This is a genomic window from Actinomadura rayongensis, assembly GCF_009831215.1.
Taxonomy (GTDB): Bacteria; Actinomycetota; Actinomycetes; order Streptosporangiales; family Streptosporangiaceae; genus Spirillospora; species Spirillospora rayongensis.
In genome coordinates, this window is record NZ_WUTW01000001.1 from 1,607,237 (window position 1) to 1,627,679 (window position 20,443).

Genomic DNA, 20,443 nt, shown 5'->3' on the forward strand with positions numbered 1-20,443 from the left:
CGTTCGCCCGCGTTCAGCGGTGGGCGAGCGGGGGCGGTTCCGTGTGCCGGTGCAGCCGGGACCAGGAGCGGGCCATCGCGATCCGCTCGGCGCCGGACGGGTGCGTCATCCACAGCAGCCGTTCGAGCACGTCCGGCCGCAGGTCGTCGATGTTGCGGACCGACAGCTCGTGCTGCATCTCCACGAACGTCGCCGGGTCGCGCGTGAGGTCGAGGGCGTGCGCGTCGGCGCGGGCCTCGATGCGGCGGCTGACGAGGTTCTCGGCGGGCGCGGCGAGCTGCGTCCCGGCCGCGACGAGCGCGAGCACCAGCGCGAGGGCGCGCGGATCGGCGGCGGCCCGGCCCGGCGCGGGCGGGTCGAGCCCGGCGCGGCGCAGCAGGCGCGGCGACGACAGCAGCACCGCGAGCAGGCACACGCCGCCCGCGACGGCGAGCCCGCCGACGAGCGTCCCGTACAGGACGTCGCCGTGCTCGGCGTGCCCCAGCTCGTGCGCGACGATCGACCGGACCTGCGCGGGCGGCGACGCCAGCAGCGTGTCGTAGACGACGATCCGCCGCGTCGACCCGAACCCCGAGACGTAGGCGTTGAGCGTGGTGGTGCGGCGGGACGCGTCGGCGACGAGCACGTCCTTCACCGGCACGCCGTCCCGCGCCGCCATCGCCATGAGGTCGGTGCGCAGCTCCCCGGCCGGGAGCTTGTGGAAGGAGTTGAACAGCGGCTCCACGGCGACCGGGTAGGCGAACGAGCCCGCGACGACGAGCAGGAACGCGCCGAGCGCCGCGCCCGTCCACCAGTAGCGCGGGAAGCGCCGCAGCAGCGCGAACAGTGGCAGCAGCGCGACCGTGTAGATCACCCAGGTGACGGCGAGGGACTTGCCCTGGTCGGCGAGCCACGCCGGGACGGCCTGGGTCGACAGCCCGTAGCGGTCCAGGACGTCGTGGCTCCACAGCCGGAACGGCAGCCCGATCAGCCGCAGGACGGTCGTCAGCACGACCACGCCGAGCAGTACGCGCAGCGGCCACGGGCGGACGCGGGCGGCCGTCGCGCGGAGCAGCCGCGCGCCGAGCGGCGTCAGCCCGAGGACGAGCACCGCGAGCAGCCCGAGGCCGAGCGCGAGGTAGGCGGGCGGGTTGATCGCGGCGTCGAACGCGCGTGCGCGGGCGATCTCGGGGGCGGAGAAGTCCAGCGCGGGGTCGGGCCGGACGTGCGGCGCTCCGGCGGGCAGCGTCCGCCACGGCGTGGTCGCGGCGAGGACGGCGGCGACGGCGAGCAGCAGCAGGGCGGCGGAGACGGCGGCGGCGATCCGGGGACGGCGTGGGTCCGGTTCGCTCAACGCAGTTCCCTCCGCAGGTAGTCGCGCCAGGCGGCGGTGAGCTTCGCCCGGCTCGTCCCGAGGACGTCGCGCACCGCGGCGCCCTCGTCGTGCCGTCCGGCGGCCCGGTAGAGCCGGACGAGCGTCGCCTCACCGTACCGCTCGGCGATCATGCGGCAGGCGAGCCACGCCTCCTGGTACGCCTGCGCGAGGCCGTCCGAGCCGGAGCCGAACGCGGCGCGGGACGGGAGGGCGGCCGGGACGCGCCCGGCGCGGACGTCGGCGGCCAGCTCTCCGGCGGCGGCCCGGACGGAGACCTTCGCGTCCCGGTACCCCACGTAGTCGGCGAAGCCCTCGATGAGCCAGAGCGGGGTGCGGCCGTCGTGCGCGCCGCCGGTCGCGACGTGCGTCAGCTCGTGGGTGAGGACGACGCGGCGGCCGAGCGGGTTGAGCCGGTCGAACGTGCCGGGCGAGATGAGGACGCGGTCGTTCCCCGGCGACCCGTCGTCGCCGGGCGCGACGGTCGCGAGCGCGGCGATCTGGCCGAGGTCCTGGTCGTCCCCGGCGAGCGCGGCGGCCACGGCCGGCCGGGCGGGGGCGAGGGCGACGACGCGGCGGGCCCAGTCGCGGCCGGTGACGGCGGTGACGGCGGGCACGGCGCGGTCGAGCAGCCCGGCGATCTGGTCGAGCCCGGGGGCGTCCCCGACGACGAGGCTGGACGCGCCGCGCACGACGGTGAGCGGGCCGCCGTCCCAGATCTCGGGGGCGTCGCCCGTGCCGGACCCGACGATCACCCACGCGCCGGAGCGGAACGCGAACCTCAGATGGCGCTCGCGGACGACGTCGGCGTGGTCGTAGCCCGCGAACCGGTACCGGACGGTGATCGCGACGGTCGTCCCGTCGGCGCTCTCGTAGTGCTCGCCCCAGGTCGCGAGCGGGAGGCGGCGCAGGTTGTCGAAGACGCGGCCCTGGGCGTCCTGGAACGCGGCGGGCGCGGACGCGACGGTCGCGAGGAAGCGGGCGCGGTCCCCGGCCCGGACGGCGGCGGCCCGGTCGGCGAGGACCGTCCGGACGTCGGCCGGACGCGGCGCGCGGGCGGCGGCCGGGCTCGGCGCGGCCACCGGCGCCGGGCGATCGTGCCCGCGCACGGCGAACGCGTACGCCGCGAGCAGGCACAAAACGACGCAGAGCCCCGCGCCGAGGGCGATCCGCCGTCGGGCGGACGCCGGGCGCGGGGCTCCGTCGCCGGAATCGTCGCCGGGATCGTCCGTCATGCGGGCGATCCTAGTGAGCTTCACCGAAGGTCCGGCTCACCGCCGGTAGTTCGGGTAGCCGTAGCCGACCACCGAACCGGTGTCGCGGGTCTCCTTGCGGACGGCGTTGCCCGCGTTGCCCTCGACGGTGTCGATCGTGCCGTTCCGGTTGTCCTTGACGACCATCCCGACGTGCTCGATCCCGTTGATCGAGCCGCCGCCGCTCCAGTCGAAGAACACGATCGCGCCGGGCTTGGGCCTGGTGCCCCACCGGCCGTTCTCCTTGAACCAGTCGGCGTGCTCGACGGTCCACGCGTCCGACCCGAACTGGTCGGAGAACCCGATCTTCTCGCCGACCCAGGACACGAACATGTCGCACCAGTTGGCGCCCCGGTAGGCGCCGACCGAGCCGCCGTCGCGGCGGACGGTCTCGCGGGCGCGGTCGGTGGTCATGTACCAGTCCTGGAACTTGGTGTTCCCGTGGCGGCTCTCGGAGATGCCGACCTGGGACTCGGCGAGCCGGATGGCGTCGTGCGCGGTGGGCCGTCCGGTGCTCGGCGCGTCGGTGCCGCCGTCGCCCTTCTTGGACGGAACGTCGGCCTTCGGTGCGTCGGTCTTCGGTTCGTCCCGCTGGACCTTCAGCTCGCGCGGAAGGTCCACCGGGCCGCCCTTGGGCTGGACGGCCGTCCCGGCGACCGACAGGGCGCCCTGCGGGGCGTCCTTGCCGGGGACCGGCACGGCGGCCTGCGCGGTCGCCGCGACGGTGCCGACGAGCGCGGCGCCCGCCACCAGGGCGCCGGTCGTGCGCGCCGCGACGGTGAGCGGACGGGGTTTGCGATGCTTGCCGTTCATGAGCGGGTGTACTCCTCGCTTCCATGACCGCCTGCCGGGTTAGCTGACGGGTTCGGGCGTGGAAGCCGCCCTACGGCCCGTGAAGGCCGATTCACCCCGGATGAGGACACAGTGGGTCCCCGGCTCCGCGGGAACGCCGGACGGGCGTTCCCGCGGACTCGGCGGTGGGCGCGCCGGTGCGCGCCCGATGATGGTTCTGGGCTTTTCCTCCGGGCGTCGGTCGCCGGGAGGGGGGCCGGGAACGGCCCCGGATGAGGATGCGCTGTCGCGTCACGGGACGCGCGGTCTGCGCACGGCCCCTCGCGGGGCGGTGGGATCAGTCCGCGCCGGTGGTCCCGTGGACGGAGCCGCGCGCTGCGGTCCGCTCATGGACTCCGGTTCCCGGCACGGCCGGGAGCGCGGTGCCCGCCGGTGCGGCGGGTCTGGGGGAGGGGTCGGACGGTGCCGTGATCGGTGCACGGCGGGACATGGTGACGGCTCTGCTGGACAGGGTCGCTCCTTCTTCCAGACGCCTGCCGGGTTAGCTGTCGGGTTCGGGCGTGGAAGCTGCCCTACGGCCCTCGAAAGGGCCGATTCACCCCGTGCCGCGCTGTCCCTGCTCGGGTGCGCGGCGGATGGGTCCCCGGTTCCGCCATCGCGGATTCGGCGCTGCCGCTTCGCCTCTGTGGGGCGTGATGGGGCCCGTGCGGTCCGCAGGTTGCTGCGGGGGCGAGCGGCGCTGACATGTGGTCGTGGACGGCGCTGAACCGTCCGGGCCGGAATCCCGTTGCTGGCCGTCGTGGCGCGCTCTCGGCGCCATGCACGCGTCGGGCGTGCGCACGCGGCCGGGCCGGCCGTCCTGCGGGGCGCGACGGCTGGGAGGCGCCGCACCGGGGCCGCGGCACGTGGGACGTGTCGTGACCTGCGCCGATGACTGGCTGACACCGACAAGTCGCACTCAAGGTACCAAACGCCCCCGGAAAGGCAAATCTTCCACAAAAACCACGACGGCCCAGGTCAGAGCGCCTGGGCCGTCGGTCGTCCGGAAGCGGTGCCGTCAGGGGCGTCCCGCGCCGTAGTAGCCCGACATGGACGACAGCGGCACGATCTTCACCACGGTGCCGGTGTGCGGCGCGTGGATGATCTTCCCGCCGCCGACGTACATGCCGACGTGGCCGAGGCTGTTGAAGAACACCAGGTCGCCGGGCTGCAGGTCGCTCTGCGAGACGCGCTTGGTCGCGGCCCACTGGCTGTTCGTCGTCCGGGTGATGTTGACGCCCGCCGCGCCCCACGACCGCATCGTCAGGCCGGAGCAGTCGTAGGAGTTCGGGCCCGCGGCGCCGTACACGTACGGCTTGCCGAGCTGCGCGTAGGCGAAGTTCAGGGCCGCCCGCGCGCTGCCGGACGCCGGTCCGGTGTACGTCCCGCCCGCCCCGGTGCCGGGCTTGTCGTTCTTGACGCCGAACTTCGCCAGGATCTTCTTCTGCTGGGCGAGCTGCTTCTCGACGTTCTGCTTCTGCTGGCGGGCGTCCTTCGTCTTGGCCGTGTAGTCGTCGTACGCCTGCTGGGCCTGCTCCTGCTCGCGCTTGAGGCGCTGCACGGCCGCGACGTACTGGGCCAGCTCGGCGTCGCGGTTCTGCGACAGGTGCGTCAGGATGGACGACTGGTCCAGGATGGCCTGCGGGTCCTTGCTCCCCACGAAGCCGGCCAGCCCGTCGGTGTCGCTGTTCTTGTACGCCGTCGCCGCCAGCTCGGCGATGTGCTGGCGCTCCTTCTCGAACGCCTGCTCCTCGGCCTTGCTCGCCTTGCGCGCCGCGTCGAGCTTCTTCTTCGCGGCCTTCAGCCGTTCGGTGGCCTGGTTGTAGCGCTCGACGGCCGCGTCGGACTTCTCGTTGAGCTTCTCGATCTTCTTCTTCGTCTCGGCCTCGGTGGGCTTCGGCGCCGCCTGGGCGGTCATCGGAAGCGGCAGGGAGAAGGCGACCGTCAGACAGACGGCGGCCGTCAGACGGCGCTTGCGGCCTCTCCGGCGTACGTCCGGCGCGCTCCGCGTCACCACGGAGCCCCGGGTGAGATCGTCTTCGGCCACGATTCGGCTTCGCCCCTCTCGATCCACGACGTCAGCGGCCGACCCTAGCGAGACCCCACACCACCTACAACCGATTCCTCACTAATAACCAAAAATCAAGCCAATTGTCCGCGAGTGGTGAGCACATGATCACCTGAAGTGACGATCCGCAGCTCGAACACGGTAGCGGTCAGGCCCGGCCGAGGCGGTGCAGGAGCAGCCGAGACGGCGCCGGACGGGCCCCCGCGCGGCGCGCCGCGTCCGCGACCTCCCGGTCCGCCGAGACCACCACGACGGCCCGTCCCGGCGGCTCGGCGCGGACGAGTTCGCCGATCAGCTCGTCGGCCGTCGTCCCGGGTGGACTGAACTTCACCCGCACCCCGCGCGGCGCCGAGATCGGCACCGGCGCGTCGAGGTCCGCCCCGTCGAACACGCAGGTCACCTCGGCGCGTGTTTGCGCGGCGAGGCCGCCGAGGCCCGACAGCAGCCGGGCGCGCTGGTCGGCCAGCGGCAGCCCGCCGTAACCGGTCTTGGTGACGTTGTAGCCGTCCACGACCAGATGGACGCGGGGGAGCGCGAGCAGCCGGTCGAGCAGTTGCGGATCGTCGTCGGCGAGGGCGCGGCCGGGCAGCGACGCGGGCGTCGGCGGACCCGGGTCCAGGCCGCGCACGGCGTCGGCGGGACGTTCGATCATCGTCGGCAGCGCCAGCTCCCGGCGCAGGCCCTGCGCGGCGTCCACCAGGGCGTCCAGCAGCACCCGCAGCCGCACGTCGTCGGCGTTGCGGCCCTCGCGCGCCGCGCGCCGCGCCGCCTCCACGGCCGCCTCGGCGCGCTCGGTCCGCACCCGCATCCGGCGCAGCTCCTTGTCGGCCGACGTCGCGGCGTCGCGCGCCGTCGCCCGCTCCGCGCCCGCCTCCGCCGCGAGCGTCTCGGCCCGCGCCTGCTCGGACTTCAGCCGCAGCCGCGTCTCGTGCAGCCGCCGCCGCAGGTCGGCGTTCTCGGTCTTGGCCGCGCGCAGGTCGGCGCGCAGCCGCTCGGACTCGGCGGCCCGCTCGGCGCGCGCCGCCGCCAGCTCGTCGCGCAGCGCCTGCAGCTCGCGCGCCGCCGCCCGCTCGCGCGACTCGTCCCGGGACGCCGCCAGTTCGGCGTGGACGGCGTCGACCGCCTCGGTCCAGTCCGCCGGGCGCAGCAGGTACGCCAGCATCGCGACCTGCACCGGATCGGCCGCCGGCGGACGCTCCCCGGCCTCCACCGCCGCGACCAGCTCGGGCTGCGCGCCGCGCAGCGCCTCGGCGACCCGGCCCCGGAAGTCGGCGTCGGCGTCCAGGACGGCCGCGATCGCCGACCCGCCGAGCTTGCGGCGCTTGCGGCGCTCGAACCGGGCGAACGGGCGCAGCCGCGCCGGGACCGCGTCGGCCGGCAGGGCGCCGAGGACCTCGGCCGCGGCCTCCACGACGCGCTGCCGGACGGCGTCGGGCAGCGGACGGTCCAGCCGTCCCTCCGCATCCGGACCGCTGTCGATGATCCCGCTCCTCTCGGACCCGCCACCGGTACGCAGAGCACTTCCCTGCGGTGGCACCTGCTAACCGGGAAGTGAACACCCTAGCGCCGCCGTCGGCGACCCCCGATTCCGCATGTCGGCGCCCCGCCGCGCCGCATGGACGGCCGTTTGTCGGTGGCGTCCTTTACCGTCGCCGTCATGCCGCCTGCCAAAGCCGTTCCTCCCGCGCCGAGCGGCGTCCAGGGCACTCTGGACGACCTCGGGACCCCCCTCGCCGACGTCACGTTCGTCGTCGTCGACCTGGAGACCACCGGGGGATCCGCGCGGGACTCGGCCATCACCGAGATCGGCGCGGTGAAGGTGCGCGGCGGCGTGGAACTCGGGGAATTCGGCACGCTGGTCGACCCGGGCGCGCCCATTCCGCCGTTCATCACCGCGCTCACCGGCATCACCCAGCAGATGGTGTACGCCGCGCCGCGCATCGCCGAGGTCCTTCCCGCATTCCTGGAATTCGCGCAGGGCTGCGTTCTCGTCGCCCATAACGCGCCGTTCGACATCGGATTCCTGAAGGCCGCGTGCGCGGAACGGGAACGGCCGTGGCCGGGCTTCCCCGTCGTCGACACCGTGGACCTCGCCCGCCGCGTCCTCACCCGCGACGAGGTTCCGAACTGCAAGCTGGAGACGCTGGCCCGGCACTTCCGCGCCGCGACGACCCCGAACCACCGCGCGCTGGACGACGCCCGCGCCACCGTCGACGTCCTGCACGGCCTCATCGAGCGGCTCGGCTCGTTCGGCGTCACGTCGCTGGAGGAGCTGCGCGGGTTCGCCAAGGCGCCGACGCCCGAGCAGCGCAGCAAACGGCACCTGGCCGACGACGTCCCGAGCGCGCCCGGCGTCTACCTGTTCGAGGACGCGCGCGGCGAGGTGCTCTACGTCGGCAAGAGCGGCGACCTGCGCAGCCGCGTCCGCAACTACTTCACCGGCTCGGAGACCCGCTGGCGCGCCCGCGAGATGGTCGGGCTCGCCGAGCGCGTCCGGCCGATCGTGTGCGCGACGGCGCTGGAGGCCGAGGTCCGCGAGCTGCGGCTCATCGCCGCGCACAAGCCGCGCTACAACCGGCGGTCCAAGTTCCCCGAGCGGGTCGTGTGGCTGAAGCTGACCGTCGAGCCGTTCCCGCGCCTGTCGATCGTCCGGGAGCGCCGCCCGGACGGCGCCGCCTACCTCGGGCCGCTCGGCTCGCGGCGCCAGGCCGAGGAGGCGCGGGCGGCGCTGCACGAGGCCGTCCCGCTGCGCCAGTGCACGCAGCGGCTCACGCCCGCGCTGGTGGAGCGCGGCAAGGCCCAGACCTGCGCGCTCGCCGACCTCGGCCGCTGCGGCGCGCCCTGCACCGGGGACGAGACGCCCGAGCGGTACGCCGCGCACGCCGCCGCCGTACGGTCGGTGTTCGCGGGCGACGTGCGTCCCGTGGTCGCCGCCGCCACCGCCCGCATCGACCGGCTCGCCGTCGAGCTGCGCTACGAGGAGGCCGCCGCGCAGCGCGACCGGCTCGCCGCGTTCGTCCGCGCCGCGTCCCGCGCGCAGCGGCTCGGCGCGCTCGCGGGCTGCGCGCAGCTCGTCGCGGCCCGCCCCGCCCCCGGCGGCGGCTGGGAGGTGTCCGTGGTCCGGCACGGCCGCCTCGCCGCCGCCGGGGCCGTTCCGCGCGGCGCCCACCCGCGGCCCTACGTGGACGCCCTGATCGCGACCGCCGAGACCGTCCTGCCCGAGCTGGGCGCCGGCCCGGACGCCATCCCCGCCGGGGCGGAGTCGGGCGGTGCGGGCGCGGAGGAGATGGAGTGCGTCCTGCGCTGGCTGGACGGTCCCGGGGCCCGCCTGGTCGAACTGGACGGCGTCTGGACGTGCCCCGTCCACGGCGCCGAGCGGCTGCGGGCCCGCATCGACCGGGCGTACGCGCCGGTCGAGCCGTCCGCGCCCCGGCCCCGGCGCCCACTAAGGTGACGGGATAAATCCGTCGATGGGGGAGGACGTCCCAGATGGCGCTGCCGCTGTACGACAGCCAGCCCGCCCGCCGGGTGCCCTGGGCGACGTACCTGCTGGTGGCCGTCAACGTGGTCGTGTACCTGTTCACGCCGATGGCCAGCTTCGCCACCTGGTACGGCGGCGACAGCGGCGTCCGCGAGTGCCGGGCGACCGAGTTCACCCTCCACTACGGCGCGATCCCGCACGAGCTGACGACCGGGAAGCAGCAGCCCGCGCCCGCCGACGTCGTCCAGCGCTGCGGCGAGACGACCTTCGCCAAGCGGCCGTGGACGTCCGCGTTCACCTCGATGTTCCTGCACGCCGGGGCGCTGCACCTGCTCGGCAACCTCGTCGCGCTGTTCGTCATCGGCATGGGCGTCGAGGACCGGCTCGGACGGCTCCGCTATCTGCTCAGCTACCTGCTGTTCGGGCTCGTCGCCGTCTACGGGTTCGCCTACACCTCGCCGGACTCGGGCGTGCCGCTCATCGGCGCGTCCGGCGCCATCGCGGGCGTGTTCGGCGCGTACCTCGTGCTGAACCCGCGCGGACGGATCGTCAGCCTCGTCCCGCCGATCGTCGTGCGGCTGCCCGCCTGGGTGCTGCTCGGCACCTGGTTCGGCCTGCAATGGCTGTCGCTCGGCGACAAGGAGAGCAACGTCGCGTTCGTCGCGCACATCTACGGCTTCGTGGCGGGCGCCCTGTTCGGGCTGCTCGCGCGCCGCGCGGGGCCGTCCCGGCGCGCCGTCGGCCTCGCCCGCGGCTAGAGTCTCGGACGGATCCGTCTACCGGGGAGGGCCGTCCGTGGTCACCGCCATCGTTTTCGTCAAGGCCGAGGTCGCGCGCATCCACGAGGTCGCCGAGGCGATCGCCGCGCTGGACGGCGTCAGCGAGGTCTACTCGATCACCGGCGAGCACGACCTCGTCGCGATCGTCCGCGTCCGCCGCCACGACGACCTGAACGACGTCATCCCCGGCCGTCTCAACCAGGTCCCGGGCATCCGCGGCACCGAGACCCACATCGCGTTCCGCACCTACTCCCAGCACGACCTGGAGGCGGCGTTCTCGCTCGGCCTGCCCGAGTGAGCGCTCAGCCGCGCAGCGCCCGCGCCGTCGACACCCAGCGGTCCAGCAGCGCCGACACCGCGCCGGAGTCGACCGACGCCGCCGCGCGGCCGTAGGCGTCGCCGAGCGCGGCCGTGAGGTCCGGCGCGGCCGGGACGCCCTCGAACGCGACCATCACCGCCGCCGCGTTCAGCAGCACCATGTCGCGCACCGGGCCGGGCACGCCCTCGAACACCTCGCGGGCCACCCGCGCGTTGTAGGTCGCGTCCGCGCCGCGCAGGTCGCCCGGACGGGCGGGCGCGATGCCGAGGTCGGCCGGGTCGAACACGGTCTCGACGCTGGTGCCGTCCCGCACGACCCAGACCGTGGACGTGCCCGTCGTCGTCAGCTCGTCCAGGCCGTCGTCGCCGCGGAACACCAGCGAGCTGTTCCCGCGCTCGGCGAACACGCCCGCGACGATCCCCGCCATGCGCGGATGGAACACCCCGACCGCCTGCGCCGACGGACGCGCCGGGTTGGTGAGCGGGCCGAGGAAGTTGAACACCGTCGGCGTCCCCAGCTCCTTGCGCGGACGCGCCGTGTGCCGGAACGCCGGGTGGTAGAGCGGTGCGAAGCAGAACGTGATGCCGACCTCGGTCGCGACGCGCGCGGCGGCCTCGGGCGCCAGGTCCAGCGGGACGCCCAGCTCCTCCAGCAGGTCCGCCGCGCCGCACGACGACGTCGACGCCCGGTTGCCGTGCTTGACGACCGTCACCCCCGACGCCGCCGCGACCACCGCCGCCATCGTCGAGATGTTCACCGTGTGCGCCTGGTCGCCGCCGGTGCCGACGAGGTCGGCGATGGGTCCTGGCACCGTGATCGGCGTGGCGTGCGCGAGCATCCCGTCGGCGAGGCCGGAGACCTCCGCGACCGTCTCGCCCTTGGCGCGCATGGCGACCGCGAAGCCGCCGATCTGCACGTCCGTGGCCTCGCCCGACATGATCTGGCGCATCGCCCAGGACGTCTCCTCGCTCGACAGCGAGTCGCCGTCGATCAGGGCGCCGAGCAGGGCGGGCCACGTCGTCCGCGCGTCCATGTGCGTGGTCCTCCCGGGAATCGTTACAGGACCGGCAGACGGCTCGCCGCGCGGCGCCGCATGAGGTCGGCGACCGAGCGCGCCACGGCCATCGGGTCCAGCGGGAGCGCGACGACCGCGTCCGCGCGCGACCAGGTGGCGAGCCAGCCGTCGTCGCGGCGCGCGATGATCGCGAGCACCGGCGGGCAGTCGTAGACCTCGTCCTTGGCCTGCCGGCACACGCCGAGCCCGCCCGCGGGCTGCGCCTCGGCGTCCACCACCGCGACGTCGATGTCGCCCTCGTCCAGCCGCGCGACGACGGCGGGCTGGGTCGCGACCTCGACGTACTCGACGGCCGGGAGGTCCGCGGCGGGACGGCGCCCGATCGCGAGGCGCACCTGCGCGCGCACGTTCGCGTCGTCGCTGTAGACGAGGACCTTCATCGGGCTCTCCGGGGCGGTGCTCATGGCACCGAAGAGTACCGGAGCGGTGTCGCCCGCACGAGATGCGATTCACGTGTTAACAAGCGGCGCCTTTCGGATATACCGGTTGATGTCGCCGACGTCCGTCCCGTCCCGCGCCGCGCCGCCGCAGGGGCGGCCCGCCGCCGTGTCCGAATCGTGCCCTGCCCGTCCGGGCCCGCCTCGAAGCCACCCCGTCGCAGCCGGGAACCGCTGGTGCGACGGCCCTCCCGGCCCCCGCGCGGGGCTCCGCGCGGCGACCGCGCGGACACGCTCGAGGTGCGCTGGAGGGGGGTCATGCGCGGGTCGCCGACCGGGTGACGTAATAATGCTGCCCGTGGCAACGGCATCCGCGATAGAGACAACACCGCACGCTCGGGAGAATCGTCCCATCCTGGTCAGCGTGGGGACGATCGTCTGGCTGTCGTCCGAGCTGATGTTCTTCGCGGCGCTGTTCGCGATCTACTTCACGATCCGCTCCGTGACGATCGGCCAGGACGGCTCCCACGCATGGCCGGGGGCGGACCTCAATCTCCCGCTGTCCGCTGTGAACACCACGATCCTGGTCCTGTCCTCGGTGACATGCCAGATGGGCGTGTTCAAGGCGGAGAACGGCAAGGTCGGGCGCGACGGCGGCCTCCTCAACGTGAAGCGCTGGGGCCTGCGCGAGTGGTACGTGCTCTCGTTCCTCATGGGCGCGTACTTCGTCGCCGGGCAGGCGTACGAGTACTACTCGCTCGTCACCAAGGACGGCCTGACGCTGTCGTCCTCGGCGTACGGGACGGTCTTCTACATGACGACCGGCTTCCACGGGCTTCACGTGACCGGCGGGCTCATCGCGTTCCTCTTCGTGCTGGGACGCACCTACGCCGCCAAGCGATGGACGCACGAGCAGGCGACCAGTGCCGTGGTGGTCTCGTACTACTGGCACTTCGTGGACGTGGTCTGGATCGGCCTCTTCGCGACCATCTACCTGCTCGACCTCCACTGACCAACGACGACATGACCCGAACGGGGATTTCCGTGAAAAGGTTCACCGCATGGCGACGGCGCCCCTGGGCGGGCTACGCCGTCGTGCTGGCGGCCCTGGCGGCGATCGGCGTCATCTACGCCGGCTTCTCGCCCCGGGCCGACCGCGCCGAGGCGGCGAACGCGACCCAGGCGGCCGCGGACCTGAAGAACGGCCAGCAGCTCTTCAACAAGAACTGTGCGAGCTGCCACGGCCTGAACGCCGAGGGCACCAAGGACGCCAAGGGGCACGCGATCGCGCCGAGCCTGCTCGGCGTCGGCGCCGCGGCCGTCGACTTCCAGGTCTCCACCGGCCGCATGCCCGCGATGAACCCGGGCGCGCAGATTCCTCGTAAGAGGCCGATCACGGACTTCGACACCACGATCAAGACCGACTACGAGGACCCGGCCAAGCGCAGGGCGGCCGAGGAGCAGAAGGCGCGGGCCGAGAAGAACCTCGCGGACCTGCGCAACTACATCACCTCGCTGAGCGCCCAGCCCGGCCCCGGTGTCCCGGCCGGTTCCGAGGTGGACCCGAGCAAGGGCAACGTCGCGCTCGGCGGCAAGCTGTTCCGCACCAACTGCGCCCAGTGCCACAACTTCACCGGCCAGGGCGGCGCGCTGACGGGCGGCAAGTACGCGCCCGAACTCGCCAAGAGCGACGTCACGCCCACCCAGATCTACGAGGCCATGCTGACCGGCCCGCAGGCGATGCCGGTGTTCAACGACACCACGCTCACCCCGCAGGACAAGCAGGCGATCATCGCCTACCTCGTCCAGACGCGTGAGGAGCCCAACCCGGGCGGCAGCGGCCTCGGCCGCATCGGCCCGGTGACCGAGGGCCTCGCGGGCTGGCTGGTCGGGATCGGCCTGCTGGTGCTGGCCGCCATGTGGATCACCGCGAAGAAGCCGAAGAAGCTGAAGAAGTCATGAGCGACAACAACGAGACCGAGCCCGTCCCGGAGGGGACCACGCCGCTGCGGACCGGCGCGACGCCGTCGCCCGCGCAGGACACGCGGCTCCTCGCGCAGGACGACATCTCGGCGCCCGCCGGGATCGGCGAGGAGATCGACGAGCAGGCGGCCAAGCGCGCCGAGCGCATCGTCGCCACGTTCTTCCTGCTGGCCTTCGCCGCCAGCGTCGGGTTCCTGGTCTACTTCATCGGCTGGAGCGGCCGGCACGGCGGCATGCACGGCGTGGACCGGGCGCGCGAGTCGAACCTGTGGTTCGGCGGCCTGATGGCGCTGTCGTTCCTCGCGATGGCCTTCGGCGTCACCATCTGGGTGCGGCGCCTGATGACCAGCAAGCCGATCGTCCAGGAGCGGCACGCCATGAACGTCGGCGCGGAGGACCGCGCCTCGTTCACCGCCGCCTTCCTGGAGGGCGCCGAGGACAGCGGGATCACCAAGCGCCCGCTGCTGCGCCGCACGCTGCTGCTGGCCGCCGCGCCGCTCGGCATCGCGCCGCTGTTCCTGCTGCGCGACCTCGGCCCGCTGCCGGAGAAGAAGCTGCGGCACACCTACTGGGCCGACGCGGTGCGCAAGGCGAAGGCGGAGGGCAAGAAGGGCGTCCGCCTCGTCGTGGACGGCACCAACCAGCCGCTCAAGGTCAGCGACTTCGCCAGCCCCGGCGGGATGATCACCGTCCTGCCCGAGGGCATCGAGGAGAACCTGCCCGAGGACGAGGTGCTGACGCAGACCGCCAAGGTCGTCACCATCCTCCTGAACATCCCGGCCGACGAGTTCAAGCCCGTCAAGGGCCGGGAGAACTGGCACGTCAACGGGATCGTGGCGTACTCCAAGATCTGCACGCACGTCGGCTGCCCCGCGGCCCTGTACGAGCAGACCACGCACCACATCCTGTGCCCGTGCCACCAGTCCACGTTCGACGCCACCGACGGGGCGCGGGTCGTGTTCGGCCCGGCGGCGCGTCCCCTGCCGCAGCTCCCGCTGAGCGTGGAGGACGGCTACCTCGTGGCCACCTCGGACTACACCGAGCCGATCGGCCCGAGCTTCTGGGAGCGCGGATGAGCGAGGCCACAGCCCCGAAGGCGGTCGAAGGACCGCTGAACTTCCTGGACGACCGCCTGGGGTCCACCGGGTTCCTCAACCGGAACCTCAAGAAGGTCTTCCCGGACCACTGGTCGTTCATGCTGGGCGAGATCGCCCTCTACTCCTTCATCATCCTGCTGCTGACCGGGACGTTCCTGACGCTCTGGTTCAAGCCCAGCATGATGGAGGTCGTGTACGACGGGTCGTACACCAAGCTCAACGGCGTGAAGATGTCGGAGGCCTACGCCTCGACGCTGCACATCACGTTCGACGTGCGCGGCGGACTGCTCATGCGGCAGATCCACCACTGGGCCGCGATCCTGTTCATGGCGTCGATCCTGGCGCACATGCTGCGGGTGTTCTTCACCGGCGCGTACCGCAAGCCGCGCGAGCTGAACTGGCTCATCGGCATCACGATGTTCGTCCTCGGCATGCTGGAGGGCCTGTTCGGCTACTCCCTGCCGGACGACCTGCTCTCGGGCACGGGTCTGCGGATCACCCAGGGCGTGCTGGAGTCGATCCCGGTCGTCGGCACGTACGGGTACATGTTCCTGTTCGGCGGGGAGTTCCCCGGCCAGGACATCGTGCCCCGGCTGTTCACGCTGCACATCCTGCTGATCCCCGGCCTGATCCTCGGCCTGGTGACGGCCCACATGATGATCATGTGGCACCAGAAGCACACCGCGATGCCGGTCAAGAACCAGACCGAGGAGCAGGTGTACGGCTACCCGTTCTACCCGGTCTTCATGGCCAAGACGGGCGCGTACTTCCTGTTCACCTTCGGCGTCCTGGCGCTGCTCGGCACGTTCGCGCAGATCAACCCGATCTGGCTGTTCGGCCCGTACGACCCGGGCGCGATCTCCGCGGGCTCCCAGCCGGACTGGTACATGGGCGTCCTCGAAGGCGCGCTGCGCATCATGCCGAACTGGGAGATCACGGCCTGGGGCCACACGCTGAGCCTCAACGTGCTGATCCCGGCGCTGGTCCCGCTCGGGATCATCTTCACCGGCGCCGCGCTGTGGCCGTTCATCGAGGCGTGGGTGACGGGCGACAAGCGTCCGCACCACGTCAACGACCGGCCGCGCAACGCCCCGGTCCGCACGGGCGTCGGCATGGCCGCCGTGACGTTCTACGGCCTGCTGTGGGTCGCGGGCGCCAACGACGTCGTCGCCGACAAGTTCCACGTGTCCCTGTACGCGACCACCTGGTTCTTCCGGGTCACGTTCTTCGTCGGGCCGGTCATCGCGTACATCATCACCAAGCGCGTCTGCCTCGGCCTCCAGCGCAAGGACGCCGAGACCGTCGCGCACGGGGTGGAGAGCGGCACGATCCTCATGTCGCCGGACGGCAAGTTCTCCGAGCGGCACGAGCCGATGCGCGACGAGCAGCGCGCGGTGCTGCTGTCGAAGGAGAACGCGCGTCCGGAGGCCCCGGCGGTGGACGCCAACGGGATCCCGGCGCCGAGCACCAAGGGCCCGGTCGGGCACCTGCGGTCGCGGCTCCAGCGGGCCTGGACGTTCGACGACATCCCGGTCGAGGAGCACGAGCACGGCCACGACGAGGTCGAGGGCGGACGGAAGCCCGAGCAGATCGAGCACTGACGCCGTCGCGGACGAGGCCCGCCACCGGACTTCCGGTGGCGGGCCTCGCCGTATTCTGGGGGGGCCGATGACCAGGACTCTCGTCGTGACGAACGACTTCCCGCCGCGTCCGGGGGGCATCCAGGCGTTCGTCCACAACCTCGCGGTGCGGCGTCCTGCGGGGTCGGTGGTGGTGTACGCGCCGGCGTGGGAGGGCGCGGCGGCGTTCGACGCGGCGCAGCCGTTCCCGGTGGTGCGGCATCCGACGTCGCTGATGCTGCCCGAGCCGGGCGTGCTGCGGCGCGCGGCGGACATCCTGCGCGCGGAGGACTGCGACTCGGTGCTGTTCGGCGCGGCGGCGCCGCTCGGGCTGCTGGCCCCGGCGCTGCGGGCGCGGGGCGCGCGGCGGCTCGTCGGGCTGACCCACGGGCACGAGACGGGCTGGGCGGCGCTGCCGGTCGCGCGGCGGCTGCTGCGCCGGATCGGCGACGGGACGGACGCGCTGACCTATCTCGGCGAGTACACCCGGTCGCGGCTGGCGCGGGCGCTGTCGGCGGACGCCGCCGCGCGGCTGGCGCGCCTGGCCCCGGGCGTGGACGAGACGCTGTTCGCGCCGGGCGCGGGCGGCGCGGAGATCCGCAAGCGGCACGGGCTGGCGGGCCGTCCGGTGGCGGTGTGCGTGTCCCGGCTGGTGCCGCGCAAGGGCCAGGACACGCTGATCCGGGCGTGGCCGCGCGTGCGCCGCGCGGTGCCGGACGCGGTGCTGCTGCTGGTCGGCGGCGGCCCGTACCGGCGCGATCTGGAGCGGCTGGCGGACGCGGCGGGCGTCCGGTCGTCGGTGGTGTTCACCGGGTCCGTCCCGTGGGACGAGCTGCCGGCGCACTACGACGCGGGCGACGTCTTCGCGATGCCGTGCCGGACGCGCCGCCGGGGCCTGGACGTGGAGGGCCTCGGCATCGTGTACCTGGAGGCGTCCGCGACGGGCCTGCCGGTGGTGGCGGGCGATTCGGGCGGCGCGCCGGACGCGGTGCTGGACGGCACGACGGGCGTGGTGGTGCCGGGCCGTTCGGCGGAGGCGGTCGGCGACGCGGTGGCCGGGCTGCTCGACGACCCCGTCCGGGCGCGCGCGATGGGCGCGGCGGGCCGGGCGTGGGTGGAGCGCGAATGGCGCTGGGAGTTGCAGGCCGCGCGGCTCGGCGCACTGCTCTCCGACTGACTCATCCCCGTCTGGGCTTTATATACCGATTTGTTCCCCGCGGCCCTGGCCGGAGCGCGCCGATGGGCGCTCCCGTCGCCGGATCGGTGCCGCACGGGTGGCAGGATGCGAGGCATGGCGGACGTCGAGGACATGTGGCGGCCGGTCGCCGGCGAGGCGGTCGGCTGGCTCGCGGAGATGGATCCGGAGCACTGCTACTCGGGGTTCGAGCCCCCGGGACGGCCCGATTCCGTCTGGCTGCTGCACGCGATGTACGTGTGGCGCGACGGCCTGGTGACGACGACCCACGACGACGTCTACCGGTCGGTGCGCGCGGCGGGCCTCGCCGGCGCCGACGGAACCGAGGCCGAGGTCGGCGAGCTGCTGGAGGACGCCGTCGTCACCGGCAGCAGGCTCGGCCGCAGCGGGCACCCGGGGACGGGCTGGCGGCGGCTGCGCTGGTCGGAGCTGGCGGCGGGGTTCGGCGGTCCGGTCGTCCCGGACGGCGAGTACCCGGGCCACCGCTGCCTGCGCCAGGCGCACCCGACCGGGAGCTGGTCGGCGGCCGTGGAGCCGCCCGCCGAGGGCTGCCTGGACCGGGAGGGCTGGCGGCGGCTGACCGGCGTCCTCGCCCGGCACAGCCCGGACGGCCCCGACACGCGCTGCCTGGCCTACTACTGCCCGCTCGTCACCGCCGACTGGGACCGGGAGACCGTGTACGCCGGACGGGTCGGCGACGCGGCGGACCTGTACGACCATCCGGCGATGACGAGCTGCCCGTCCAACCTGTGGGCGGCGGACCGGTCCTGGGTCGTCTACTGCGACTGGGACCTGTGGGGGACGAAGGTCGTCGGCCCGCGCGCCCTGATCGAGGACCTGCTCGCCGATCCCGAGCTGGAGGCGCTGCGCCTGCCCTGGACGGTGTGACGGGAGCGGTGTGACGGCCGAGCCGTGTCCGGCGTCCGAGACGCCGGACACGGCTTCCGCGGACCGGGCGGCGCAGGGCGGGGTCTGCGGGGAGCCGGATCGGGCCGACCCGTGACCGTCGCTCGGGCGGCCGGGGAGCCCGGCTCCGTCGCGGCCGGTCCGGTTCCGACGCTAGGCCCGGTCCGCGCGGACGCCGAGCCTCTTAAGGCCCCGTTAAGGGAGTCATCAGGCGCCGTTGAGCCCGCGCCGCGCGGCGCGCACGAGCCCGGCCGCGACGGCGAGCAGCGCGGCGAGCGCGAACGCGATGAGGGTGAGGCCCCGGCCGGCGAGCGCGGCGGCGAGCTGCGGCCCCGCGCTGGCGCCGACGAACATGAGCGCGGTGAACAGGGAGATGGCCGGGGCGCGGTGCGCGCCCGCCCGTGACCCGATGAGGTCGATCATCCCCGGCGCGGTGACGCCGATCCCGGCGGTGACGGCCATGAGCAGCAGCGCGAGGAGGGTCGTGCCGGGGGCGAGCAGGCCGATCAGGGCCGTCCCCGCGGCGGCGAGGACCAGCGCGGCGGCCGTGCGGGCAACCGGGTCGAGCCGGGCGAGCCGGGGCGTCGCGAACGGGATCGCGAGGATCACCGGGAGTGCGCTCGCGCGCAGGCCGAGCAGCCCGTCGGTCCCGGTGAGCTGGAGCCCGGTGTAGATCGCGACGAACGAGCCGAGGACGACCGGCACGGCGAGGTAGAGCGTCCGCAGGCCGGGCGCGGCGAGCAGGCGCGGCATCGCCCGGTACGCGGCGGCGGGGGAGACGCCGGGGCGCGGGACGTCCGGGAGCAGGAGCGCGCGCAGGGCCAGCGCGGCGACCGCGAACAGCACGGCGCCGAGGCCGAAGAACGAGCGCCAGCCGAGCAGCGCGAGCATCCCCTGCGCGGTGAGCTGCCCGACGACGGCGGACGACAGGAACCCGGTGGTCATCGCGGTGACCGTCAGCAGGCGGCGGTGCGGGGCGACGCGCTCGCCGACGTAGGCCATCGCGACGGGCGGAAACGCGCCGATCGTCACGCCCTGGAGGACCCGCAGGACGAGCGCGGCGGCGAGCCCCGGCGCCAGCGCGACGAGCGCGGTGGTGACGGCGGTCGCGGCGACGCCCGCGACCATGACGCGGCGGCGGCCGAGCCGGTCCGAGAGCGGGCCGAACAGCAGGAACCCGGCCGCGTAGCCGAGGCCGAACGCGGTGACGAGCCAGGTGAGCGGGCCGGGGCGGGTGCCCCAGTCGTCGGCGGCGGCGCCGAGCAGCGGGATCGCGCCGTAGAGCTGGGAAGTGGCGAGCAGGGCGGTGGCGGCGAGGACGGCGGCGGTGCGCCCGAACGGCGCGACGGCCGCCGGGCGGGGGGCGGCCCTTCGGGGCGCGGTGGTGGTCATGGCGGGAACCGTAGCCAACCAACCGGTTGGAAGTCAACCAACCAGTTGGCAGCGGTAGACTCGGCCCATGCCGAACCAGACCGAACCGCCGCTCACCGGAGCCGCCGCCACCCGCGCCGCGCTCCTCGCCGCCGCCCGCGCGGAGTTCGCCGAGCACGGCGTCGCCGGCGCCCGCGTCGACCGGATCGCCGCGAGCGCGGGGGTCAACAAGGAGCGGATCTACGGCTACTTCGGCAGCAAGGAGAAGCTGTTCGACGCCGTCATGCAGATCGCGCTGGACGAGGTCGCCGAGGTCGCGGCGTCAGCCGGCGACGACCCCGTCGAGTACGTCGGCGGCATGTTCGACGTGTACCTGCGGCGTCCCGACCTCGTCCGGCTGCTGATGTGGGAGTCACTGCACCACCGCGACGGGTCGCTGCCCGAGCAGAGCTGGCGCGGGCAGCGCTGCCGCGACAAGGCGGCGGAGATCGGGGCGCGGCTCGGCCGGGAGCCGTCCCCGGAGGACGCGCGCCTGCTCCTGACGCTGAAGGGCCTCGCGCTGATCCCGCTCGCCCTGCCCCGGCTCGCCGACCTGATGGGCCTCGGCCTGGACGACGACCCCGACGAGCTGGCCGCGATGCGCGACACCCTCACCGCCTTCGCCCGCGCGGCCCTCACCGCGCCCGCCTCCCTGCCCGCCTCCGGGGACGCCGCGGACCGGTCCGTAGGATCGTGACC

The 20,443-nt window shown here is 73.8% G+C and carries 18 protein-coding genes and 2 riboswitches; of the genes, 10 read left to right on the plus strand and 8 right to left on the minus strand.

From position 1 onward, the window contains the following. Positions 1–13 precede the first annotated feature (13 nt). The 5 genes from GQ466_RS07590 to GQ466_RS07610 all read right to left on the minus strand — a co-directional run bounded on the left by GQ466_RS07590 (position 14) and on the right by GQ466_RS07610 (position 7,040). The gene (locus GQ466_RS07590) at positions 14–1,333 is read right to left on the minus strand and encodes a M48 family metallopeptidase (RefSeq protein ID WP_161101984.1); all 1,320 of its coding nucleotides are present in this window, start codon (positions 1,331–1,333) and stop codon (positions 14–16) included. After that, on the minus strand, positions 1,330–2,586 hold the full coding sequence (locus tag GQ466_RS07595; protein WP_161101985.1) for a hypothetical protein: 1,257 nt from the start codon (positions 2,584–2,586) through the stop codon (positions 1,330–1,332). Before GQ466_RS07595 ends, GQ466_RS07590 begins: the two co-directional genes overlap by 4 nt. 36 nt (positions 2,587–2,622) lie before the next feature. Beyond that, the gene (locus GQ466_RS07600) at positions 2,623–3,417 is read right to left on the minus strand and encodes a CHAP domain-containing protein (RefSeq protein ID WP_161101986.1); all 795 of its coding nucleotides are present in this window, start codon (positions 3,415–3,417) and stop codon (positions 2,623–2,625) included. Positions 3,418–3,430: 13 nt separating this feature from the next. Then, positions 3,431–3,574: riboswitch (cyclic di-AMP (ydaO/yuaA leader) on the minus strand. A 337-nt stretch (positions 3,575–3,911) separates the two neighbouring features. Further along, positions 3,912–4,075, minus strand: a riboswitch (cyclic di-AMP (ydaO/yuaA leader). A gap of 378 nt (positions 4,076–4,453) precedes the next feature. After that, the gene (locus GQ466_RS07605) at positions 4,454–5,482 is read right to left on the minus strand and encodes a C40 family peptidase (RefSeq protein ID WP_337193360.1); all 1,029 of its coding nucleotides are present in this window, start codon (positions 5,480–5,482) and stop codon (positions 4,454–4,456) included. Positions 5,483–5,651: 169 nt separating this feature from the next. After that, the gene (locus GQ466_RS07610; protein WP_337193361.1) at positions 5,652–7,040 is read right to left on the minus strand and encodes an NYN domain-containing protein; all 1,389 of its coding nucleotides are present in this window, start codon (positions 7,038–7,040) and stop codon (positions 5,652–5,654) included. Between the two features lie 120 nt (positions 7,041–7,160). Here GQ466_RS07610 and GQ466_RS07615 point away from each other — a divergent pair, with 120 nt between their 5' ends. The 3 genes from GQ466_RS07615 to GQ466_RS07625 are packed head-to-tail and all read left to right on the plus strand — an operon-like array spanning position 7,161 to position 10,061. Next, positions 7,161–8,957 (plus strand): DEDD exonuclease domain-containing protein, encoded by a 1,797-nt coding sequence (locus tag GQ466_RS07615; RefSeq protein ID WP_161101987.1) that lies wholly within the window; start codon positions 7,161–7,163, stop codon positions 8,955–8,957. A 35-nt stretch (positions 8,958–8,992) separates the two neighbouring features. Then, a complete protein-coding gene (locus tag GQ466_RS07620; protein WP_161101988.1) occupies positions 8,993–9,742 on the plus strand; it encodes a rhomboid family intramembrane serine protease in 750 nt (249 codons plus the stop codon). A gap of 37 nt (positions 9,743–9,779) precedes the next feature. Then, positions 9,780–10,061, plus strand: coding sequence for an Lrp/AsnC ligand binding domain-containing protein (locus tag GQ466_RS07625; protein ID WP_161101989.1), 282 nt, complete (start codon positions 9,780–9,782; stop codon positions 10,059–10,061). 4 nt (positions 10,062–10,065) lie between these two features. Here GQ466_RS07625 and trpD read toward each other — a convergent pair whose 3' ends face one another. Next, entirely contained in the window at positions 10,066–11,115 is a 1,050-nt protein-coding gene (gene trpD / locus GQ466_RS07630; protein ID WP_161101990.1) for an anthranilate phosphoribosyltransferase, read from the minus strand. Between the two features lie 23 nt (positions 11,116–11,138). Beyond that, positions 11,139–11,561 (minus strand): response regulator transcription factor, encoded by a 423-nt coding sequence (locus tag GQ466_RS07635; protein ID WP_161101991.1) that lies wholly within the window; start codon positions 11,559–11,561, stop codon positions 11,139–11,141. A gap of 322 nt (positions 11,562–11,883) precedes the next feature. Between GQ466_RS07635 and ctaE the strand changes: the two genes are divergently transcribed. The 6 genes from ctaE to GQ466_RS07665 all read left to right on the plus strand — a co-directional run bounded on the left by ctaE (position 11,884) and on the right by GQ466_RS07665 (position 18,316). Continuing rightward, a complete protein-coding gene (gene ctaE / locus GQ466_RS07640; protein WP_161101992.1) occupies positions 11,884–12,546 on the plus strand; it encodes an aa3-type cytochrome oxidase subunit III in 663 nt (220 codons plus the stop codon). Positions 12,547–12,578: 32 nt separating this feature from the next. After that, positions 12,579–13,496 (plus strand): cytochrome bc1 complex diheme cytochrome c subunit, encoded by a 918-nt coding sequence (qcrC, locus tag GQ466_RS07645; protein WP_161101993.1) that lies wholly within the window; start codon positions 12,579–12,581, stop codon positions 13,494–13,496. Then, positions 13,493–14,593: a cytochrome bc1 complex Rieske iron-sulfur subunit gene (gene qcrA, locus GQ466_RS07650; RefSeq protein ID WP_161101994.1), complete on the plus strand. Its 1,101-nt coding sequence runs from the start codon at positions 13,493–13,495 to the stop codon at positions 14,591–14,593. The genes qcrC and qcrA overlap by 4 nt, the downstream gene beginning before the upstream one ends. After that, a complete protein-coding gene (gene qcrB, locus GQ466_RS07655) occupies positions 14,590–16,215 on the plus strand; it encodes a cytochrome bc1 complex cytochrome b subunit (RefSeq protein WP_161101995.1) in 1,626 nt (541 codons plus the stop codon). The genes qcrA and qcrB overlap by 4 nt, the downstream gene beginning before the upstream one ends. A gap of 67 nt (positions 16,216–16,282) precedes the next feature. Then, the gene (locus GQ466_RS07660) at positions 16,283–17,410 is read left to right on the plus strand and encodes a glycosyltransferase family 4 protein (protein ID WP_161101996.1); all 1,128 of its coding nucleotides are present in this window, start codon (positions 16,283–16,285) and stop codon (positions 17,408–17,410) included. Positions 17,411–17,524: 114 nt separating this feature from the next. Continuing rightward, positions 17,525–18,316 (plus strand): hypothetical protein, encoded by a 792-nt coding sequence (locus tag GQ466_RS07665; RefSeq protein WP_161101997.1) that lies wholly within the window; start codon positions 17,525–17,527, stop codon positions 18,314–18,316. Positions 18,317–18,541: 225 nt separating this feature from the next. Here GQ466_RS07665 and GQ466_RS07670 read toward each other — a convergent pair whose 3' ends face one another. Continuing rightward, the gene (locus GQ466_RS07670; protein WP_161101998.1) at positions 18,542–19,726 is read right to left on the minus strand and encodes an MFS transporter; all 1,185 of its coding nucleotides are present in this window, start codon (positions 19,724–19,726) and stop codon (positions 18,542–18,544) included. 67 nt (positions 19,727–19,793) lie between these two features. Between GQ466_RS07670 and GQ466_RS07675 the strand changes: the two genes are divergently transcribed. Next, on the plus strand, positions 19,794–20,441 hold the full coding sequence (locus GQ466_RS07675; protein WP_161101999.1) for a TetR/AcrR family transcriptional regulator: 648 nt from the start codon (positions 19,794–19,796) through the stop codon (positions 20,439–20,441). Positions 20,442–20,443 lie beyond the last annotated feature (2 nt).